The 14,868-nt window shown below is 64.8% G+C and carries 24 protein-coding genes; 1 reads left to right on the top strand and 23 read right to left on the bottom strand.

The genetic code is table 11. The features are described 5' to 3' along the window. Positions 1-6: 6 nt before the first annotated feature. From AAHM44_RS11800 to rpsJ, 21 genes are all read right to left on the bottom strand, one after another. Positions 7-288, bottom strand: coding sequence for a hypothetical protein (locus AAHM44_RS11800; RefSeq protein ID WP_342250085.1), 282 nt, complete (start codon positions 286-288; stop codon positions 7-9). A 118-nt stretch (positions 289-406) separates the two neighbouring features. Beyond that, complete coding sequence (gene rpmD / locus AAHM44_RS11795) at positions 407-586, bottom strand: 50S ribosomal protein L30 (protein ID WP_044333362.1); 180 nt, start codon at positions 584-586, stop codon at positions 407-409. Positions 587-592: 6 nt separating this feature from the next. Continuing rightward, positions 593-1,330 (bottom strand): 30S ribosomal protein S5, encoded by a 738-nt coding sequence (rpsE, locus tag AAHM44_RS11790; protein ID WP_269574428.1) that lies wholly within the window; start codon positions 1,328-1,330, stop codon positions 593-595. 2 nt (positions 1,331-1,332) lie between these two features. Beyond that, a complete protein-coding gene (gene rplR / locus AAHM44_RS11785; protein WP_184170695.1) occupies positions 1,333-1,692 on the bottom strand; it encodes a 50S ribosomal protein L18 in 360 nt (119 codons plus the stop codon). Beyond that, entirely contained in the window at positions 1,692-2,225 is a 534-nt protein-coding gene (gene rplF, locus AAHM44_RS11780) for a 50S ribosomal protein L6 (protein WP_184169861.1), read from the bottom strand. Before rplF ends, rplR begins: the two co-directional genes overlap by 1 nt. Next, positions 2,225-2,620: a 30S ribosomal protein S8 gene (gene rpsH, locus AAHM44_RS11775; protein WP_086128654.1), complete on the bottom strand. Its 396-nt coding sequence runs from the start codon at positions 2,618-2,620 to the stop codon at positions 2,225-2,227. Before rpsH ends, rplF begins: the two co-directional genes overlap by 1 nt. Positions 2,621-2,631: 11 nt before the next feature. Next, positions 2,632-2,937, bottom strand: a complete 306-nt coding sequence (rpsN, locus tag AAHM44_RS11770; RefSeq protein ID WP_137861460.1) for a 30S ribosomal protein S14 — start codon at positions 2,935-2,937, stop codon at positions 2,632-2,634. Between the two features lie 19 nt (positions 2,938-2,956). Continuing rightward, the gene (gene rplE / locus AAHM44_RS11765) at positions 2,957-3,538 is read right to left on the bottom strand and encodes a 50S ribosomal protein L5 (RefSeq protein ID WP_184169864.1); all 582 of its coding nucleotides are present in this window, start codon (positions 3,536-3,538) and stop codon (positions 2,957-2,959) included. Beyond that, positions 3,531-3,848, bottom strand: a complete 318-nt coding sequence (rplX, locus tag AAHM44_RS11760; RefSeq protein WP_269574427.1) for a 50S ribosomal protein L24 — start codon at positions 3,846-3,848, stop codon at positions 3,531-3,533. Before rplX ends, rplE begins: the two co-directional genes overlap by 8 nt. After that, positions 3,848-4,216: a 50S ribosomal protein L14 gene (gene rplN / locus AAHM44_RS11755; RefSeq protein WP_086128650.1), complete on the bottom strand. Its 369-nt coding sequence runs from the start codon at positions 4,214-4,216 to the stop codon at positions 3,848-3,850. Before rplN ends, rplX begins: the two co-directional genes overlap by 1 nt. Before the next feature lie 60 nt (positions 4,217-4,276). After that, complete coding sequence (gene rpsQ / locus AAHM44_RS11750; RefSeq protein WP_086128649.1) at positions 4,277-4,549, bottom strand: 30S ribosomal protein S17; 273 nt, start codon at positions 4,547-4,549, stop codon at positions 4,277-4,279. Positions 4,550-4,560: 11 nt separating this feature from the next. Beyond that, the gene (gene rpmC, locus AAHM44_RS11745; RefSeq protein WP_086128648.1) at positions 4,561-4,764 is read right to left on the bottom strand and encodes a 50S ribosomal protein L29; all 204 of its coding nucleotides are present in this window, start codon (positions 4,762-4,764) and stop codon (positions 4,561-4,563) included. Positions 4,765-4,768: 4 nt separating this feature from the next. Continuing rightward, entirely contained in the window at positions 4,769-5,200 is a 432-nt protein-coding gene (rplP, locus tag AAHM44_RS11740) for a 50S ribosomal protein L16 (RefSeq protein ID WP_086128647.1), read from the bottom strand. A gap of 15 nt (positions 5,201-5,215) precedes the next feature. Then, entirely contained in the window at positions 5,216-5,926 is a 711-nt protein-coding gene (rpsC, locus tag AAHM44_RS11735; protein ID WP_269574426.1) for a 30S ribosomal protein S3, read from the bottom strand. After that, entirely contained in the window at positions 5,926-6,303 is a 378-nt protein-coding gene (gene rplV, locus AAHM44_RS11730; RefSeq protein WP_184169872.1) for a 50S ribosomal protein L22, read from the bottom strand. Before rplV ends, rpsC begins: the two co-directional genes overlap by 1 nt. After that, positions 6,303-6,581: a 30S ribosomal protein S19 gene (gene rpsS, locus AAHM44_RS11725; protein WP_269574425.1), complete on the bottom strand. Its 279-nt coding sequence runs from the start codon at positions 6,579-6,581 to the stop codon at positions 6,303-6,305. Before rpsS ends, rplV begins: the two co-directional genes overlap by 1 nt. Positions 6,582-6,584: 3 nt before the next feature. Continuing rightward, positions 6,585-7,436 (bottom strand): 50S ribosomal protein L2, encoded by an 852-nt coding sequence (gene rplB / locus AAHM44_RS11720; protein ID WP_269574424.1) that lies wholly within the window; start codon positions 7,434-7,436, stop codon positions 6,585-6,587. Continuing rightward, complete coding sequence (locus tag AAHM44_RS11715; protein WP_184169878.1) at positions 7,436-7,756, bottom strand: 50S ribosomal protein L23; 321 nt, start codon at positions 7,754-7,756, stop codon at positions 7,436-7,438. The genes rplB and AAHM44_RS11715 overlap by 1 nt, the downstream gene beginning before the upstream one ends. Further along, complete coding sequence (rplD, locus tag AAHM44_RS11710) at positions 7,749-8,363, bottom strand: 50S ribosomal protein L4 (RefSeq protein ID WP_184169881.1); 615 nt, start codon at positions 8,361-8,363, stop codon at positions 7,749-7,751. Before rplD ends, AAHM44_RS11715 begins: the two co-directional genes overlap by 8 nt. Next, positions 8,364-9,122: a 50S ribosomal protein L3 gene (gene rplC, locus AAHM44_RS11705; protein WP_184169884.1), complete on the bottom strand. Its 759-nt coding sequence runs from the start codon at positions 9,120-9,122 to the stop codon at positions 8,364-8,366. Between the two features lie 387 nt (positions 9,123-9,509). Beyond that, entirely contained in the window at positions 9,510-9,821 is a 312-nt protein-coding gene (gene rpsJ, locus AAHM44_RS11700; protein WP_029936463.1) for a 30S ribosomal protein S10, read from the bottom strand. Positions 9,822-10,057: 236 nt separating this feature from the next. Between rpsJ and AAHM44_RS11695 the strand changes: the two genes are divergently transcribed. Then, on the top strand, positions 10,058-11,086 hold the full coding sequence (locus AAHM44_RS11695) for a substrate-binding domain-containing protein (RefSeq protein WP_342250084.1): 1,029 nt from the start codon (positions 10,058-10,060) through the stop codon (positions 11,084-11,086). A 379-nt stretch (positions 11,087-11,465) separates the two neighbouring features. On the opposite strand, the gene tuf is transcribed toward AAHM44_RS11695, so the two are convergent. Both tuf and fusA read right to left on the bottom strand, forming a co-directional pair. Beyond that, complete coding sequence (gene tuf, locus AAHM44_RS11690) at positions 11,466-12,662, bottom strand: elongation factor Tu (protein WP_269574422.1); 1,197 nt, start codon at positions 12,660-12,662, stop codon at positions 11,466-11,468. Between the two features lie 106 nt (positions 12,663-12,768). Continuing rightward, positions 12,769-14,862 carry an elongation factor G gene (gene fusA / locus AAHM44_RS11685; RefSeq protein WP_269574421.1) on the bottom strand — a complete coding sequence of 698 codons (2,094 nt, stop codon included), beginning with the start codon at positions 14,860-14,862 and terminating at the stop codon, positions 12,769-12,771. Positions 14,863-14,868: the final 6 nt, after the last annotated feature.

Raw genomic sequence — 14,868 nt, 5'->3', positions numbered from 1 at the left:
GCCTAATCATGCCCCGCGTAAGAGGGCACTCAGGCAAAGCATGAACCCAAAGGCAGCGACCAGGGTCGAGGCCAAGATCACGCGCGCCGGAACATTGCCCCTGATCGCACGATGCCCGAGGGCAACGGTGCCCGCGATCAGTAACAGGGGAACAACCAGCAGCGCGACCACGCCCTGGTCCAATACCGCACGGACGTAGAGGCCGTAGCTGAACAACTCGCGCATCCCCGCTGCGAGGAAGATCAGCCACAACAGGCTTCCCAGAGCCGCCAGCAGAAAGGGCTTCATCCGACAACCCTAACCCGCCCCTCCGAGGCGGCAAGCCGTGCCCTTGGGCACACAAAGGAAAAGGGGCGGTAGTTGCCTACCGCCCCTTCCCGATTTTGCTGCGAGATGCGCGAAGGGCTTAGCCCTCGAGCACCTTCACCATGTGCGGCAGCTTGCGGATCATGCCACGGACTTCCGGGCTGTCCTCGAGCTCGCTGACCTTGTGCATCTTGTTGAGGCCCAGGCCGATCAGCGTCGCGCGCTGATCCTTGGTGCGGCGGATCGGCGAACCGATCTGCTGGATCTTGATCTTCGCCATGATCGATTACTCCGCGATAGCCGCAGCGTCCGCCTCGGCGGTCTGCGAACCGCCGCGGCCGAGCAGGTCGGCGATCTTCTTGCCGCGGCGCTGCGCAACGCTCTTCGGCGAGGTCTGCTCGCCGAGCGCTTCGAAGGTGGCGCGGATCATGTTGTAGGGATTCGAAGTGCCGACCGACTTGGTCACCACATCGGCAACACCCAGCGATTCGAACACGGCGCGCATCGGACCGCCGGCGATGATGCCGGTACCCTGCGGCGCCGAGCGCACATAGACGCGGCCGGCACCGAAGTGGCCAGCACCGTCATGGTGCAGCGTGCGGCCTTCCTTGAGCGGAACGCGCAGCATCTTCTTCTTCGCCGAAGCGGTCGCCTTCGAGATGGCTTCCGGCACTTCGCGCGCCTTGCCATGACCGAAGCCGACACGGCCCTTGCCGTCGCCCACGACGACCAGCGCCGCGAAGCCGAAGCGCTTGCCGCCCTTGACGGTCTTCGAGACGCGGTTGATGTGAACCAGCTTCTCGATCAGCTCCTCGCCACCGTCCTCGGCGTTCTGGCCACGACGGTCGTCGCGACGACCGCGGTTGCCGTCACGACCGCCACGGCCACGATCACCACCGCCACCGGGGCCGCCACGGCCACGGCCGCGGCCACGGCCCTGCTGCTCCTGGGGAGCACCGGCACCGGCGTCCTGGGCTTCGAAGCCCGCGCCCTCTGCGGGCGCCTGGTTGTTTTCGTCAGCCATTCTCAGAACTCCAGCCCGCTCTCACGAGCGGCATCGGCCAGCGCCTTGACGCGGCCATGATAGAGGAAGCCACCACGGTCGAACACGACCTGGGTGATGCCGGCTGCCTTGGCAGCCTCGGCAACACGCTTGCCGACGTCCTGCGCGGCCTCGATGGTCGCGCCGGTCTTGCCGCGCACGTCCTTGTCGAGGGTGGAGGCAGCCGCGACGGTCTTGCCGGCGGCATCGTCGATCACCTGGGCATAGATATGCTTGCCCGAGCGATGGATCGAAAGACGCGGACGACCACCGGCACGCGCACGAAGCGCAGTACGGTTGCGGCGACGACGCTTCGCGAAAAGCGAGAGACCCTTGGTGCTGATCACTTCTTCTTCCCTTCCTTACGGAAGATGAACTCGCCGTCGTACTTGATGCCCTTGCCCTTGTACGGCTCAGGCTTCCGCCAGCGGCGAATCTCGGCCGCAATCTGGCCGACCTTCTGCTTGTCGATGCCCGAGATCTCGACCGTGGTCTGGTCCGGGGTCTTGATCTCGATGCCTTCCGGCACGTCGATGTTCACGTCGTGCGAATAGCCGAGCTGGAGCTTGAGCACCTTGCCCTGCGCAGCCGCACGGTAACCGACGCCGGTGATCAGCAGCTTCTTCGAGAAGCCGGTGGTCACGCCGGTGACGAGGTTCTGCACCAGGGTACGCTGCATGCCCCAGAAGGCACGGGCGCGCTTGGTGTCGTTCGCCGGCTGCACCGAGATGCCGCCTTCGACGAGCTCATAGCTGATCAGATCAGCCTTCGGGATCGACAGAGTGCCCTTGGGGCCCTTCACCGAGACCTGGTCGCCGTCCAGCGTGGCGGTGACGCCAGCGGGGATGGTGACCGGCTTCTTACCGATGCGGCTCATTAGAACACCTCCGCCAGCACTTCGCCGCCGACATTCTGCTCGCGCGCTTCCGCGTCCGAGAGAACGCCGCGAGGCGTCGAGACGATCGTGATGCCCAGGCCGTTGCGAACGCGGGGAAGCTCCTGGCTGCCCGAGTAGACGCGGCGGCCCGGCTTCGAGATGCGCGCGACGTGCTTGATCGCCGGCTGGCCCTCGAAATACTTCAGCTCGATGCGGATGCCCGCTGCGGGGCCCATCTGCTCTTCGCTGTAGCCACGGATGTAGCCTTCGCGCTGGAGCACATCGAGAACGCGCGCACGCAGCTTGCTCGCCGGCGTAAGGACAGAGTCCTTGCGGGCGCGCTGGCCGTTGCGGATGCGGGTGAGCATATCACCCAGGGGATCGGTCACTGCCATCTTCGTGATCCTTACCAGCTCGACTTGGTAACGCCGGGGATGAGGCCCTTGTTGGCCAGATCACGCAGCATCACACGAGCGAGACGGAACTTGCGGTAGTAACCGCGGGGGCGACCGGTGAGCTCGCACCGGTTGCGAATGCGGGTCGGGTTGCCGTTGCGCGGCAGCTCGGCCATCTTGAGACGCGCGATGAGACGCTCGGTCTCATCGAGGCTCTCGTCATTCGCGATCGCCTTCAGCTTCGCATACTTGCCGGCGTACTTCTTCACCAGCAGCTTGCGACGCTCGTTCTTATTCACGGAACTCAGTTTCGCCATGACTTAAGTTCTCTTTCCTTTACGCGGCCTTGGCTTCGCCGTCCGCATCCTGCGGGAACGGGAAACCGAAGAGACGGAGAAGCTCGCGAGCTTCCTCGTCGGTCTTCGCGGTGGTGGTCACGATCACGTCCATGCCGCGGATCTTGTCGACCTTATCGTAGCTGATTTCCGGGAAGATCAGCTGCTCCTTGAGACCGCAGGCATAGTTGCCACGGCCGTCGAACGACTTCGGGTTGAGGCCACGGAAGTCGCGAACGCGCGGCAGCGCGATCGTGATGAAGCGGTCGAGGAACTCGTACATGCGCTCGCGGCGAAGGGTGACCTTCGCGCCGATCGGCATGCCCTCGCGCAGCTTGAACTGCGCGATCGACTTCTTCGCCTTGGTGATCACCGGCTTCTGGCCCGCGATCAGCTCCATTTCAGAAGCGGCCTGATCGACCTTCTTCTTGTCCTGGGTGGCTTCGCCGACGCCCATGTTGAGCACGATCTTCTCGATCTTCGGCACTTCCATGACGTTCTTGTAACCGAACTTCTCGGTCATCGCCTTGGCGATGGTCTCGTCATAGAGCTTGCGCATGCGCGGCGTGTAGGAATCAGCCATTGATGACCTCCCCGGTCTTGACGGCGACGCGAACCTTCTTGCCGTCACGCTCCTCGAAGCGGACGCGCGTCGGCTTGCCGTCCTTGGTCACGTGCGCGACCTTGGAGACCGCCAGCGGCGCTTCCGAACGCTCCAGGCCACCCTGCGGGTTGGTCTGGCTCGGCTTGCGGTGACGCACGGCGACGTTCACGCCCGACACGACAACCTTGCCCTCCTTGGGGAGAGCCTTGACGACTTCGCCGGTACGGCCCTTGTCCTTGCCGGACAGTACGACGACCTGGTCGCCCTTCTTGATCTTGGCAGCAGCCATCACAGCACCTCGGGGGCGAGCGAAATGATCTTCATGAAGCCCTTCGAGCGCAGCTCGCGGACCACCGGGCCAAAGATACGGGTGCCGATCGGCTCCTCGTTCTTGTTGACCAGGACGGCAGCATTGCCGTCGAAGCGAATGACCGAGCCATCGGCGCGGCGGACGTCCTTGGCGGTGCGGACGATGACGGCGCGGTGCACGTCACCCTTCTTCACCTTACCGCGGGGAGCAGCTTCCTTGATGCTGACGACGATGACGTCGCCCACGGAGGCGAAGCGACGCTTCGATCCGCCCAGCACCTTGATGCACTGCACCCGCTTCGCGCCGCTGTTGTCAGCGACGTCGAGATTGGACTGCATCTGGATCATCGATCCGGTTCCTTCTCGTTTGGCCTTCCGGGACCTGCCCGGGGGTTCCAGTTAAAAAGATTAGGCGGCGGCGTCCGACTTGGTCGGGGTCGCGTGGGTGTTCACCCGCTCGATCACCTTCCAGGTCTTCAGCTTGGAGATCGGCGCAGTCTCTTCGATGCGCACGGTCTCGCCGGCCTTGTACTCGTTGCCCTCGTCATGGGCATGATACTTCTTCGAGCGACGGATGATCTTGCCGTAGAGCGGGTGCTTCACCTTACGCTCCACGAGCACGACGACCGTCTTGTCGCCCTTGTCGGAAACCACGTTCCCGGTCAGCACGCGCTTCGGCATGGTCTCGTTCCTTACTTCGCAGCCGAGCGCGAGCGCTCGTTCTGCAGCGTCTTGATGCGGGCGATGTCACGACGGACCTCGCGAACGCGGCTCGGCTTCTCGAGCTGGCTGGTCGCGGCCTGGAAGCGGAGGTTGAACGCCTCGCGCTTCAGGTTGCCGAGCTCTTCGCTCAGCTGGTCTTCGGTCTTCGCACGAAGATCGGTAGCCTTGGTCATTCTATCAACCCTCCAGGTGCGAGGTATCGCCGAGGCGAGCCACGACCTTGACCTTGATCGGCAGCTTCATCGCCGCGCGCTCGAAAGCTTCAGCAGCGAGCGGACCCGGCACGCCGTCCAGCTCGAACAGGATGCGGCCCGGCTTGACGCGGGCGACCCAGAACTCCGGCGAACCCTTGCCCGAGCCCATGCGGACTTCGGCGGGCTTGGACGACACGGGGACGTCCGGGAAGATGCGGATCCAGAGACGGCCCTGGCGCTTGATGTGACGGGTGATCGCGCGGCGAGCCGCTTCGATCTGGCGGGCGGTGATCCGCTCCGGCTCCATCGCCTTCAGGCCATACGACCCGAAGTTCAGCGCAGTGCCACCCTTGGCGTCGCCATGGATGCGGCCCTTGAAGGCCTTGCGGAACTTGGTGCGCTTCGGTTGCAGCATTGTTCTGTCCTACCCTTAGCGACGGTGGTCGTCGCGCGCCGGGCGAACGCCCGTCGTCTGCGACTCCAGGTTGAGGCGATCGGTCGCCATCGGATCGTGGCCGAGGATCTCGCCCTTGAAGATCCACACCTTCACGCCGCAGACGCCATAGGCGGTGTGCGCTTCGGCAGTGGCGTGATCGATGTTCGCGCGCAGCGTGTGCAGCGGAACGCGACCTTCGCGATACCATTCCGAACGGGCGATCTCGGCGCCGCCGAGACGGCCACCGCAGTTGATCCGGATGCCTTCGGCACCGAGGCGCATGGCCGACTGCACCGCACGCTTCATGGCGCGGCGGAAGGCGATACGACGCTCGAGCTGGTCAGCGATGCCCTGGGCGACGAGCTTGGCGTCGACTTCCGGCTTGCGGATCTCGACGATGTTCAGGCTCACGTCGCTCGAGGTCATCGAGGACAGCGTCTTGCGCAGCTTCTCGATGTCCGAGCCCTTCTTGCCGATGATGACACCGGGACGGGCAGCGTAGATCGAAACGCGGCACAGCTTGGCCGGACGCTCGATCACCACCTTCGAGATTGCGGCCTGGGGCAGCGTCTCGAGGATGTACTTGCGGATCTTGAGGTCCTCCATGAGAAGGCGGCCGTAATCGGCGCCTTCGGCGAACCAGCGGCTGTCCCAGGTACGGTTGACCTGGAGGCGGAGGCCGATCGGGTTGCTCTTGTGACCCATTATGCTTCTTCCTGCTCGCGGACGACGATGCGAAGACGGCTGAACGGCTTCAGGATGCGGGTGGACTTGCCACGGCCGCGGGTCGCGAAGCGCTTCATCGTGATCGACTTGCCGACCGAAGCCTCGGCGACGACGAGCGCGTCGACGTCGAGGTTATGGTTGTTTTCCGCGTTGGCGATCGCCGAGGCGAGAACCTTGCGGGCGTCCACTGCCATCGCCTTGGTCGAGAACTGAAGGATGTTCAGCGCGTCCTCGGCCTTCTTGCCGCGGATGAGACCGGCGACGAGGTTCAGCTTCTGGGCCGAACCGCGGATCTGCGTGGCGACGGCAAGGGCTTCCTTGTCACCGACCTTGCGGGGAGCCTGGGGCTTCGACATTAGCGCTTACCCTTCTTGTCGGCGGCGTGGCCCGGGAAGTACCGGGTCGGCGCGAACTCGCCGAGCTTCATGCCAACCATGTCCTCGTTGACCGAGACCGGCACGAACTTGCGGCCATTGTAGACGTTGAACGTCAGGCCGACGAAATCCGGCAGGATCGTCGAGCGGCGCGACCAGGTCTTGATCGGACCGGCGCGGGTGCCCTGCTCCTGCGCGGTCTGCGCCTTCTTGAGCAGGTGGAGGTCCACGAACGGACCCTTCCAAACGGAGCGAGCCATGGGTTAGCCCTTCTTCTTCGCGTGACGGCTGCGGATGATCATCTTGTCCGTCGCCTTGTTGTGGCGGGTGCGCGCACCCTTGGTCGGCTTGCCCCACGGGGTGACCGGATGACGGCCGCCCGAGGTCCGGCCTTCACCACCGCCGTGCGGGTGGTCGACCGGGTTCTTCGCAACACCGCGGGTCAGCGGGCGGATGCCCTTCCAGCGGTTACGGCCAGCCTTGCCGAGGTTGGTGTTCTGGTTGTCCGGGTTGGACACCGCACCAACGGTCGCCATGCAGTTGCCGTGGATGTAGCGCTGCTCGCCCGAGTTCAGGCGAACGATGACCATGCCGCGGTCACGACCGACGACCTGGACATAGGTGCCTGCCGAACGGGCGATCTGGCCACCCTTGCCCGGCTTCATCTCCACGTTGTGGACGATGGTGCCGACCGGCATCTGGCCCAGCTCCATGGCGTTGCCCGGCTTCACGTCGGTCTTCTTGCCGGCGATCACCTTGTCGCCAACGGCGAGGCGCTGCGGCGCGATGATGTAGGCGACGCGATCCTTGCCGGCTTCGTCGGCGCCGTAGTTCACGAGCGCGATGAAGGCGGTGCGGTTCGGGTCATACTCGATCCGCTCGACAGTGCCCTCGACGTCCCACAGGCGGCGCTTGAAATCGATGATACGATAGCGCTGCTTGTGGCCGCCCGCGATGCCGCGCGAGGTCACATGGCCCTTGTTGTTGCGGCCGCCGGTCTTGGTCTTGCCCTCGGTCAGAGCCTTGACCGGACGACCCTTGTACAGGGCCGAACGGTCGATCAGGATCAGGCCGCGGACGCCAGGCGACGTCGGATTGTAATTCTTGAGTGCCATTACGAATTGACCCCCGAGGTCACGTCGATCTGCTCACCGTCGGCGAGGGTCACGATAGCCTTCTTGATGTCCGAGCGCTGGTAGGGCGCACCCTTCCACTTCTTGGTCTTGCCCTTCTGGACGATCGTGTTGACGCCAGTCACCTTGACCTTCCAGATCGCCTCGACGGCGGCCTTGATCTCGGGCTTGGTGGCGTCGCCGGCGACCTTGAACACAACGGCGTTGTGCTCGGAGACCAGGGTCGACTTCTCGGTGATGTGCGGCGCGACAATCACGTCATAGTGACGGTTGTCGATCGCGGCTGCCTGCTTCTTAGCCATTGAAGCGCGCCTCCAGCTTCTCGACGGCAGCGCGGGTCAGGACCAGCGTGTCGTGCTTCAGGATGTCATAGACGTTGGCGCCGACCGCCGGGAGGACGTTGACGCCCACCAGGTTGCGGGCGGCGAGGAAGCCGTTGCCGGCCTCGCCGTCGATCACCAGCGCGGTCTTGCCGGTGCCGAGCTTGGCGAACTGCGCCTTGAGCTCTGCGGTCTTGGCGGTGCCGAAGGCGTCGAGGACGACCAGCGAACCTGCCTTGGCATGGCTGCTGAGCGCCATCTTCAGACCGAGCGCGCGGATCTTCTTGTTCAGCGACGGATTGAAGTCGCGAACGCGGGCGCCGTGCGCCTTACCACCGCCGATGAACACCGGAGCGCGGCGATCGCCGTGACGGGCGGTACCGCCGCCCTTCTGGCGACCGAACTTCTTGCCCGAGCGGGCGACGTCAGCACGCTCGCGAGTGCCGCGCGCGGTGGCGCGACGCTTCTCGAGCTGCCAGGTGACGACGCGGTGCAGGATGTCGGCGCGCGGCTCGACACCGAAAACGGTGTCGTTGAGCTCGATGTCGCCCGATGCCTTGGCGTCGAGGGTTTGAACCTTGACCTTCACTTAGCCCTCCTGGCCTTCGGTCGCCTCAGGAGCCTCGGTCACTTCGGCCGGAGTCTCCGCGGGGGCGGTGTCGTTGTTGTTGGCGACCGACTTGATGCCGGCCGGGAACGGCGCTTCGGCAGGACGGGCGACCTTGACGGCGTCCTTGACGAACAGCCAGCCACCCTTCGAGCCAGGGACCGAGCCCTTGACGAAGATCAGGCCGCGCTCGACGTCGGTGCCGACGATCTCGAGATTCTGCTGGGTGCGGAACTTGTCACCCATGTGGCCAGCCATCTTCTTGTTCTTGAAGACCTTGCCCGGATCCTGGCGCTGACCGGTCGAACCGAGCGAGCGGTGCGAGACCGAGACGCCGTGGGTGGCGCGCAGACCGCCGAAGCCCCAACGCTTCATGCCGCCGGCGAAGCCCTTGCCCTGGGTCTTGCCCTGGATGTCGACGAACTGGCCGGCGACATAGTGGTCGGCCGAGATCTCGGCGCCCACTTCGAGCAGGCCGTCCGCGTCGACGCGGAACTCATGGACGACAGCCTTGGGCTCGACTTCGGCCTTGCCGAAGTGGCCGCGCTGCGGCTTGGCGACATTCTTGCTCTTCGCCGTGCCGGCGCCGAGCTGGACGGCAGTGTAACCGTCACGATCCTTTTCGCGGACGGAGACGACCTGAACGCCTTCGAGGGCCAGGACGGTGACGGGCACGTGGCGGCCGTCGTCCTGGAACAGGCGGGTCATCCCCAACTTCTTCGCGATCACGCCAGTGCGCATGACCAGTTGCTCCTATGCATAGGCACCCGAGGGGGAATTCCCACGGGTGCGTGCTTCAGCCCGAAAATATGATGCGAGCCCCCGTCCGGGCTGAACCCCCTCCCGAAGGAAGAGGCGACGGGGGACGCAGGCCCGGTTCTCCGAAGAGGCCGGCGGTATCCCTATCGCGATGCGAGTGCGCCCGTGGCGCCCTCCGGTTCCTTGCGTTGGATCAGATCGACCCGGTGGAGGAACCTGGCGAATCCCCCTCAGGGGAATCGCGAATCTCGTGTGGAGGCGCGCCTTTACGTCAGCAGCGCTTCCCTGTCCACCCCCTCACCTGCATTCCTGCGAAGGATGCGGCGGGACGTGAAAAGACCCCCGCTTTCGCAGGGGTCTCTGACTGGCTCAGGCCAGCTTGATCTCGACGTCGACGCCGGCGGCGAGGTCGAGCTTCATCAGCGCGTCCACGGTCTGCGGGGTCGGCTGCACGATGTCGAGCATGCGCTTGTAGGTGCGCACTTCGAACTGCTCGCGCGACTTCTTGTCGATGTGCGGGCCACGGTTGACCGTGAACTTCTCGATCTTCGTCGGAAGCGGGATCGGGCCACGGATGAGAGCGCCGGTACGGCGGGCAGTGTCGGCGATGTCGCCGGTCGCCTGGTCGAGCACTCGATGATCGAACGCCTTCAGGCGAATACGGATATTCTGCGTTTCCATGTCCCTACCAATGCGAAAGAGCGGGCCCCGCTGAACGAGGCTCTTGCTGTATGTGTGAACCGAAGGCGCGGCCCCTACAGGCAGAGGCGATTCGGGTCAAGGGGCGCGGCGGATTTTGATCGCCTGCGATGCCCCGCCCTCGCCGGCCAGGCCCGCGTCATGCCCCGGTAACGCAGCTCGGCAACAAGCCCGGATGGGCGCGCGTGCCCTGCGCCTTTGTGTCGTAGGGGAAAGAGATGCTTAGGGGAACCTCTGCCGTCACGCTGGCAGCCCTGCTGCTCGCTTCGTGCAACACCAGCCCATCGGCGATCACCGCTACCGGCTCCGCCACCGTATTCCCGTTCACCAGGGCCGTCGGCGAGGCGTTCGTCAAGAAGGACAAGAAGCAGCCGATGCCGGAGATCGCCGCGGTGGGCACCGGCGAGGGCGCGCGGGCCTTCTGCAAGCCGGTGAACGGCAAGGCGCCCGACCTGCTCGACGCGTCGCGCCGCATGACCCGCGTCGAATTCAACGCCTGCAACGCGGCCGGCGCCGGCGACATCCTCGAGATCCGGATCGGCCTCGACGGCCTCGCGCTGGCGGGGTCGGTGCAGGGGCCGAAGCTGAAGCTGACCAGCCAGGACATCTATCTGGCGCTTGCGGCCAATCCGCGCGGCAAGCCCAATACCGCCAGGACCTGGCACGATGTGAATGCCACGCTGCCCGCCATTCCGATCCTGGTACTGGGCCACCCGAAGGGCAGCGGCACGCGCGAGATGTTCGAGGCATTGATCCTGCGCGTCGGCTGCCTGGCGGCGATGCCCCAGGCGAGCGAGCTGCTGAAGAGCCCCGACCCTTCGCAGTTCGACGTCGCCTGCCAGCGCGTGCGCACCGATGGCGCCTATGTCGAGAAGGGCGAGGACGACGCCGAGATCGTCTCCGCGCTCAAGCAGAACCCGAAGGCCCTCGGCCTGTTCGGCTATGCCCGGCTGGAGCAGAACGCCGCCGCGCTGCGCGGCGTGCCGATCGACGGGATCACACCGGGCGCCAAGACCATCTCCGGCGGCCAGTACCCCGGCGCCCGCACGTTGTTCCTCTATGTCCGCAAGGCGCGCCTCAAGGAACTGCCGGCACTCAAGGACTTCCTGAAGCTCTATCTGCAGATGGCGGCGCCGGGCGGCCCGCTGACCGCGATCGGTCTGGTCGCCCTGCCCGACGGCACGCGGAAGAAGGCAGCCGAAGCGCTGGAGAACGAGTATCCGCTGGAGGCTAGCGAGCTCTCCTGAGGCAGGTTGGTGCGCCCCTTCCTGCGCGGGAGGGGTGCACAAAGGGCCGGTATGCAGGAGGCAACCTACGCGGAGCGCCCCACCCTTTCTGCTCCGTCATCCCTGCGAAGGCGGGGATGACGCCGGACCGTAGCATCAGCTCGCCGGCGTCTCGCCATCCAACCTCCAGTTCCCCGGCGAAGGCCAGGGCCCAGCTGCAATGTCGATCGTGAGGCTCCCGCGCCATCGATAGTGCGCCGATCCTGGGGCCCGGCCTTCGCCGGGGAACTGCCGGGCTTAAGGCACCCACCAGCCTTTCCTTGCACGCGATATCCAAACGAAAAGGCCCGGCCTCCTTTCGGAGACCGGGCCCTTCGAACTCTACCCTAAAGGGTGAAGCTTACTTCTGGATCTCGGCAACGACGCCTGCACCCACGGTGCGGCCGCCTTCGCGGATCGTGAAGCGCTGGCCGACGTCCATAGCGATCGGAGCGATCAGCTTGATGCCGAGAGCGACGTTGTCGCCCGGCATCACCATCTCGGTGCCTTCCGGCAGCTCGATCGTGCCGGTCACGTCCGTGGTACGGAAGTAGAACTGCGGACGATAGTTGGCGAAGAACGGCGTGTGACGGCCACCTTCGTCCTTCGACAGCACGTACACTTCCGACTTGAAGTCGGTGTGCGGCTTGATCGAACCCGGCTTGGCCAGAACCTGGCCACGCTCGACTTCGTCACGGCCGACGCCGCGGATCAGCGCGCCGATGTTGTCGCCTGCACGACCTTCGTCGAGCAGCTTGCGGAACATTTCCACGCCGGTGACGGTGGTCTTGCGGACCGACTCCTGGATGCCGACGATCTCGACTTCCTCACCAACCTTGACGATGCCGGTCTCGACGCGACCGGTCACCACGGTGCCGCGGCCCGAGATCGAGAACACGTCTTCGATCGGCATCATGAACGGCTGATCGACCGGACGCTCCGGCTGCGGGATCGACTCGTCGACGGCGGCCATGAGAGCCAGGATCGCGTCCTTGCCGAGCTTGTCGTCCGAGCCCGAGAGAGCGGCGGTAGCCGAACCACGGATGATCGGAATGTTGTCGCCGTCGAACTCACGACGCGACAGCTCTTCGCGGATTTCCATCTCGACGAGCTCGAGGATTTCCTCGTCCTCGACCAGGTCGACCTTGTTCAGGAAGACGACCATGGTCGGCACGCCGACCTGGCGAGCGAGCAGGATGTGCTCCTTGGTCTGCGGCATCGGGCCGTCGGTGGCGGCGACCACGAGGATCGCACCGTCCATCTGCGCGGCGCCGGTGATCATGTTCTTCACATAGTCGGCGTGGCCCGGGCAATCGACGTGCGCATAGTGACGCTTGTCGGTCTCGTACTCGACGTGCGCGGTCGAGATGGTGATGCCGCGCTCGCGCTCTTCCGGAGCCTTGTCGATGTTGGCGAAGTCGACGGCGGCGTTACCCGCAACGTTCTCTGCCAGGACCTTGGTGATAGCGGCCGTCAGCGAGGTCTTGCCGTGGTCGACGTGACCGATGGTGCCGATGTTGAGGTGCGGCTTGTTCCGCTCAAACTTTGCCTTCGCCATTGTTTTCCTACCTTCTGATCTCTGATTCCGCGCCGCCAGGGGATTCGCCGGAAGGCGGCCCCATAGCGGCTGTTTTCAAGTTACGCCAGCCCAAGCGCTAAGCGCGTCAGGCGAGCTTCGCCTTCACTTCGTCTGCCACGTTCGGCGGCACTTCGTCATAGTGCGAGAACTGCATCGAGTACTGCGCACGACCCTGGGTGAACGAGCGGAGCTGGTTCACGTAACCGAACATGTTCGCCAGCGGCACCATGGCATCGACGGTCTGCGCGTTGCCGCGGCTGTCGGTGCCCTGGATCTGACCACGGCGGCTGTTGATGTCGCCGATGACGTCGCCGAGATAGTCCTCGGGGGTCACGACTTCCACCTTCATCACCGGCTCGAGCAGCTTGATGCCGGACTTCTGGGCCGCTTCGCGCATTGCGGCGCGGGCGGTGATTTCGAAGGCCAGCGCCGACGAGTCGACGTCGTGGTACGCACCGTCATAGAGCAGCACTTCGAAGTCGATGATCGGGAAGCCGACCAGCGAACCCGTCTCGGCGGTCTCGCGGAAGCCCTTCTCGATCGCCGGGATATACTCCTTCGGGATGTTGCCGCCCTTGACTTCGTCCTTGAAGACGAAGCCCGAACCGCGCTCGCCCGGAGTCAGCTTGACCTTGACGCGGCCGAACTGACCGGTGCCGCCCGACTGCTTCTTGTGCGTGTAGTCGATGTCCACCGGCTTCGCGAGATACTCGCGATACGCCACCTGCGGCGCGCCGACATTCGCCTCGACCTTGAACTCGCGCTTCATGCGGTCGACCAGGATCTCGAGATGGAGCTCGCCCATGCCCTTGATGATGGTCTGGCCCGACTCGTGGTCGGTCGAAACGCGGAACGAGGGATCCTCGGCGGCCAGACGGTTCAGGGCGAGGCCCATCTTCTCCTGGTCGGCCTTGGTCTTCGGCTCCACCGACAGCTCGATAACCGGCTCCGGGAACTCCATGCGCTCCAGGATGATCGGGTTCGCGGTGTCGCACAGCGTATCGCCGGTCGTGGTCTCCTTGAGGCCCGCGATCGCGACGATGTCGCCAGCGCGTGCTTCATCGATGTCCTCACGCGAGTTCGCGTGCATCAGGAGCATACGGCCGATCTTCTCCTTCTTGTCCTTCACCGAGTTCAGATACTGACCCTTGGTGAGGGTGCCCGAGTAGATGCGGGCGAAGGTGAGCGAGCCGACGAACGGATCGTTCATGATCTTGAACGCGAGCAGCGAAAGCGGCGCGGTGTCCGAGGCCGGACGCGAATCCGGGGTCTCGCCGTCGAGCTTCACGCCCTGCACGTCGGGAATGTCCAGCGGCGAAGGCAGATAGTCGACAACGGCGTCGAGCAGGGGCTGCACGCCCTTGTTCTTGAACGCCGAACCGCAGACGATCGGCACGAACGACATGGCAAGCGTACCCTTGCGGATCAGCTTCTTCAGGTCGGCGACCGAAGGCTCGTTGCCCTCGAGATACGCTTCCATCAGGGCGTCGTCCTGCTCGACGGCCATCTCGATCAGGTCGCTGCGATACTTGGCGGCCTTTTCCTTCAGGTCATCGGGGATGTCCTGATATTCGAACTTCGCGCCCAGGCTCTCTTCGAGCCAGATGATCGCGCGGTTCTCGACCAGGTCCACCAGGCCCTTGAAGCCGCCCTCGATGCCGATCGGCAGATAAAGCACGGCCGGACGCGCGCCCAGGCGCTCGACGATCGAGTCGACGCAGAAATAGAAGTTCGCACCGGTGCGATCGAGCTTGTTGACGAAGCACATGCGCGGCACGCCGTACTTGTCGGCCTGGCGCCACACGGTTTCCGACTGCGGCTCAACGCCGGCAACGCCGTCGAAGCACGCCACGGCACCGTCGAGCACGCGGAGCGAACGCTCGACTTCGATGGTGAAGTCGACGTGGCCCGGGGTGTCGATGATGTTGATCAGGTGCTCTTCACCCTTGCCCTCTTCCGCGCGCCACTTGCAGGTGGTCGCAGCCGAGGTGATCGTGATGCCACGCTCCTGCTCCTGCTCCATCCAGTCCATCGTCGCGGTGCCTTCGTGCACTTCGCCGATCTTGTAGGACTTGCCGGTGTAGTAGAGGATGCGCTCGGTCGTCGTCGTCTTGCCGGCGTCGATGTGCGCCATGATGCCGATATTGCGGTAACGCTCGAGCGGATGGCTGCGGGCCATGACCTG

It is taken from the genome of Sphingomonas sp. OTU376 (genome assembly GCF_038440415.1).
Classification (GTDB): Bacteria; Pseudomonadota; Alphaproteobacteria; order Sphingomonadales; family Sphingomonadaceae; genus Sphingomonas; species Sphingomonas kyeonggiensis_A.
The sequence above is the reverse complement of the archived record's forward strand: the minus strand, read 5'-3'. Positions and strand labels throughout refer to the sequence as shown.

Excerpts from the sequence above, each read along its gene's own strand:
- AAHM44_RS11800 (WP_342250085.1), bottom strand. The coding sequence starts at position 288 with ATGAAGCCCTTTCTGCTGGCGGCTCTGGGAAGCCTGTTGTGGCTGATC.
- rpmD (WP_044333362.1), bottom strand. The coding sequence starts at position 586 with ATGGCGAAGATCAAGATCCAGCAGATCGGTTCGCCGATCCGCCGCACC.
- rpsE (WP_269574428.1), bottom strand. The coding sequence starts at position 1,330 with ATGGCTGACGAAAACAACCAGGCGCCCGCAGAGGGCGCGGGCTTCGAA.
- rplF (WP_184169861.1), bottom strand. The coding sequence starts at position 2,225 with ATGAGCCGCATCGGTAAGAAGCCGGTCACCATCCCCGCTGGCGTCACC.
- rpsH (WP_086128654.1), bottom strand. The coding sequence starts at position 2,620 with ATGGCAGTGACCGATCCCCTGGGTGATATGCTCACCCGCATCCGCAAC.
- rpsN (WP_137861460.1), bottom strand. The coding sequence starts at position 2,937 with ATGGCGAAACTGAGTTCCGTGAATAAGAACGAGCGTCGCAAGCTGCTG.
- rplE (WP_184169864.1), bottom strand. The coding sequence starts at position 3,538 with ATGGCTGATTCCTACACGCCGCGCATGCGCAAGCTCTATGACGAGACC.
- rplX (WP_269574427.1), bottom strand. The coding sequence starts at position 3,848 with ATGGCTGCTGCCAAGATCAAGAAGGGCGACCAGGTCGTCGTACTGTCC.
- rplN (WP_086128650.1), bottom strand. The coding sequence starts at position 4,216 with ATGATCCAGATGCAGTCCAATCTCGACGTCGCTGACAACAGCGGCGCG.
- rpsQ (WP_086128649.1), bottom strand. The coding sequence starts at position 4,549 with ATGCCGAAGCGCGTGCTGACCGGGAACGTGGTTTCCGACAAGGGCGAC.
- rpmC (WP_086128648.1), bottom strand. The coding sequence starts at position 4,764 with ATGACCAAGGCTACCGATCTTCGTGCGAAGACCGAAGACCAGCTGAGC.
- rplP (WP_086128647.1), bottom strand. The coding sequence starts at position 5,200 with ATGCTGCAACCGAAGCGCACCAAGTTCCGCAAGGCCTTCAAGGGCCGC.
- rpsC (WP_269574426.1), bottom strand. The coding sequence starts at position 5,926 with ATGGGTCACAAGAGCAACCCGATCGGCCTCCGCCTCCAGGTCAACCGT.
- rplV (WP_184169872.1), bottom strand. The coding sequence starts at position 6,303 with ATGTCGAAGCCCCAGGCTCCCCGCAAGGTCGGTGACAAGGAAGCCCTT.
- rpsS (WP_269574425.1), bottom strand. The coding sequence starts at position 6,581 with ATGGCTCGCTCCGTTTGGAAGGGTCCGTTCGTGGACCTCCACCTGCTC.
- rplB (WP_269574424.1), bottom strand. The coding sequence starts at position 7,436 with ATGGCACTCAAGAATTACAATCCGACGTCGCCTGGCGTCCGCGGCCTG.
- AAHM44_RS11715 (WP_184169878.1), bottom strand. The coding sequence starts at position 7,756 with ATGGCTAAGAAGCAGGCAGCCGCGATCGACAACCGTCACTATGACGTG.
- rplC (WP_184169884.1), bottom strand. The coding sequence starts at position 9,122 with ATGCGCACTGGCGTGATCGCGAAGAAGTTGGGGATGACCCGCCTGTTC.
- rpsJ (WP_029936463.1), bottom strand. The coding sequence starts at position 9,821 with ATGGAAACGCAGAATATCCGTATTCGCCTGAAGGCGTTCGATCATCGA.
- AAHM44_RS11695 (WP_342250084.1), top strand. The coding sequence starts at position 10,058 with ATGCTTAGGGGAACCTCTGCCGTCACGCTGGCAGCCCTGCTGCTCGCT.
- tuf (WP_269574422.1), bottom strand. The coding sequence starts at position 12,662 with ATGGCGAAGGCAAAGTTTGAGCGGAACAAGCCGCACCTCAACATCGGC.
- fusA (WP_269574421.1), bottom strand. The coding sequence starts at position 14,862 with ATGGCCCGCAGCCATCCGCTCGAGCGTTACCGCAATATCGGCATCATG.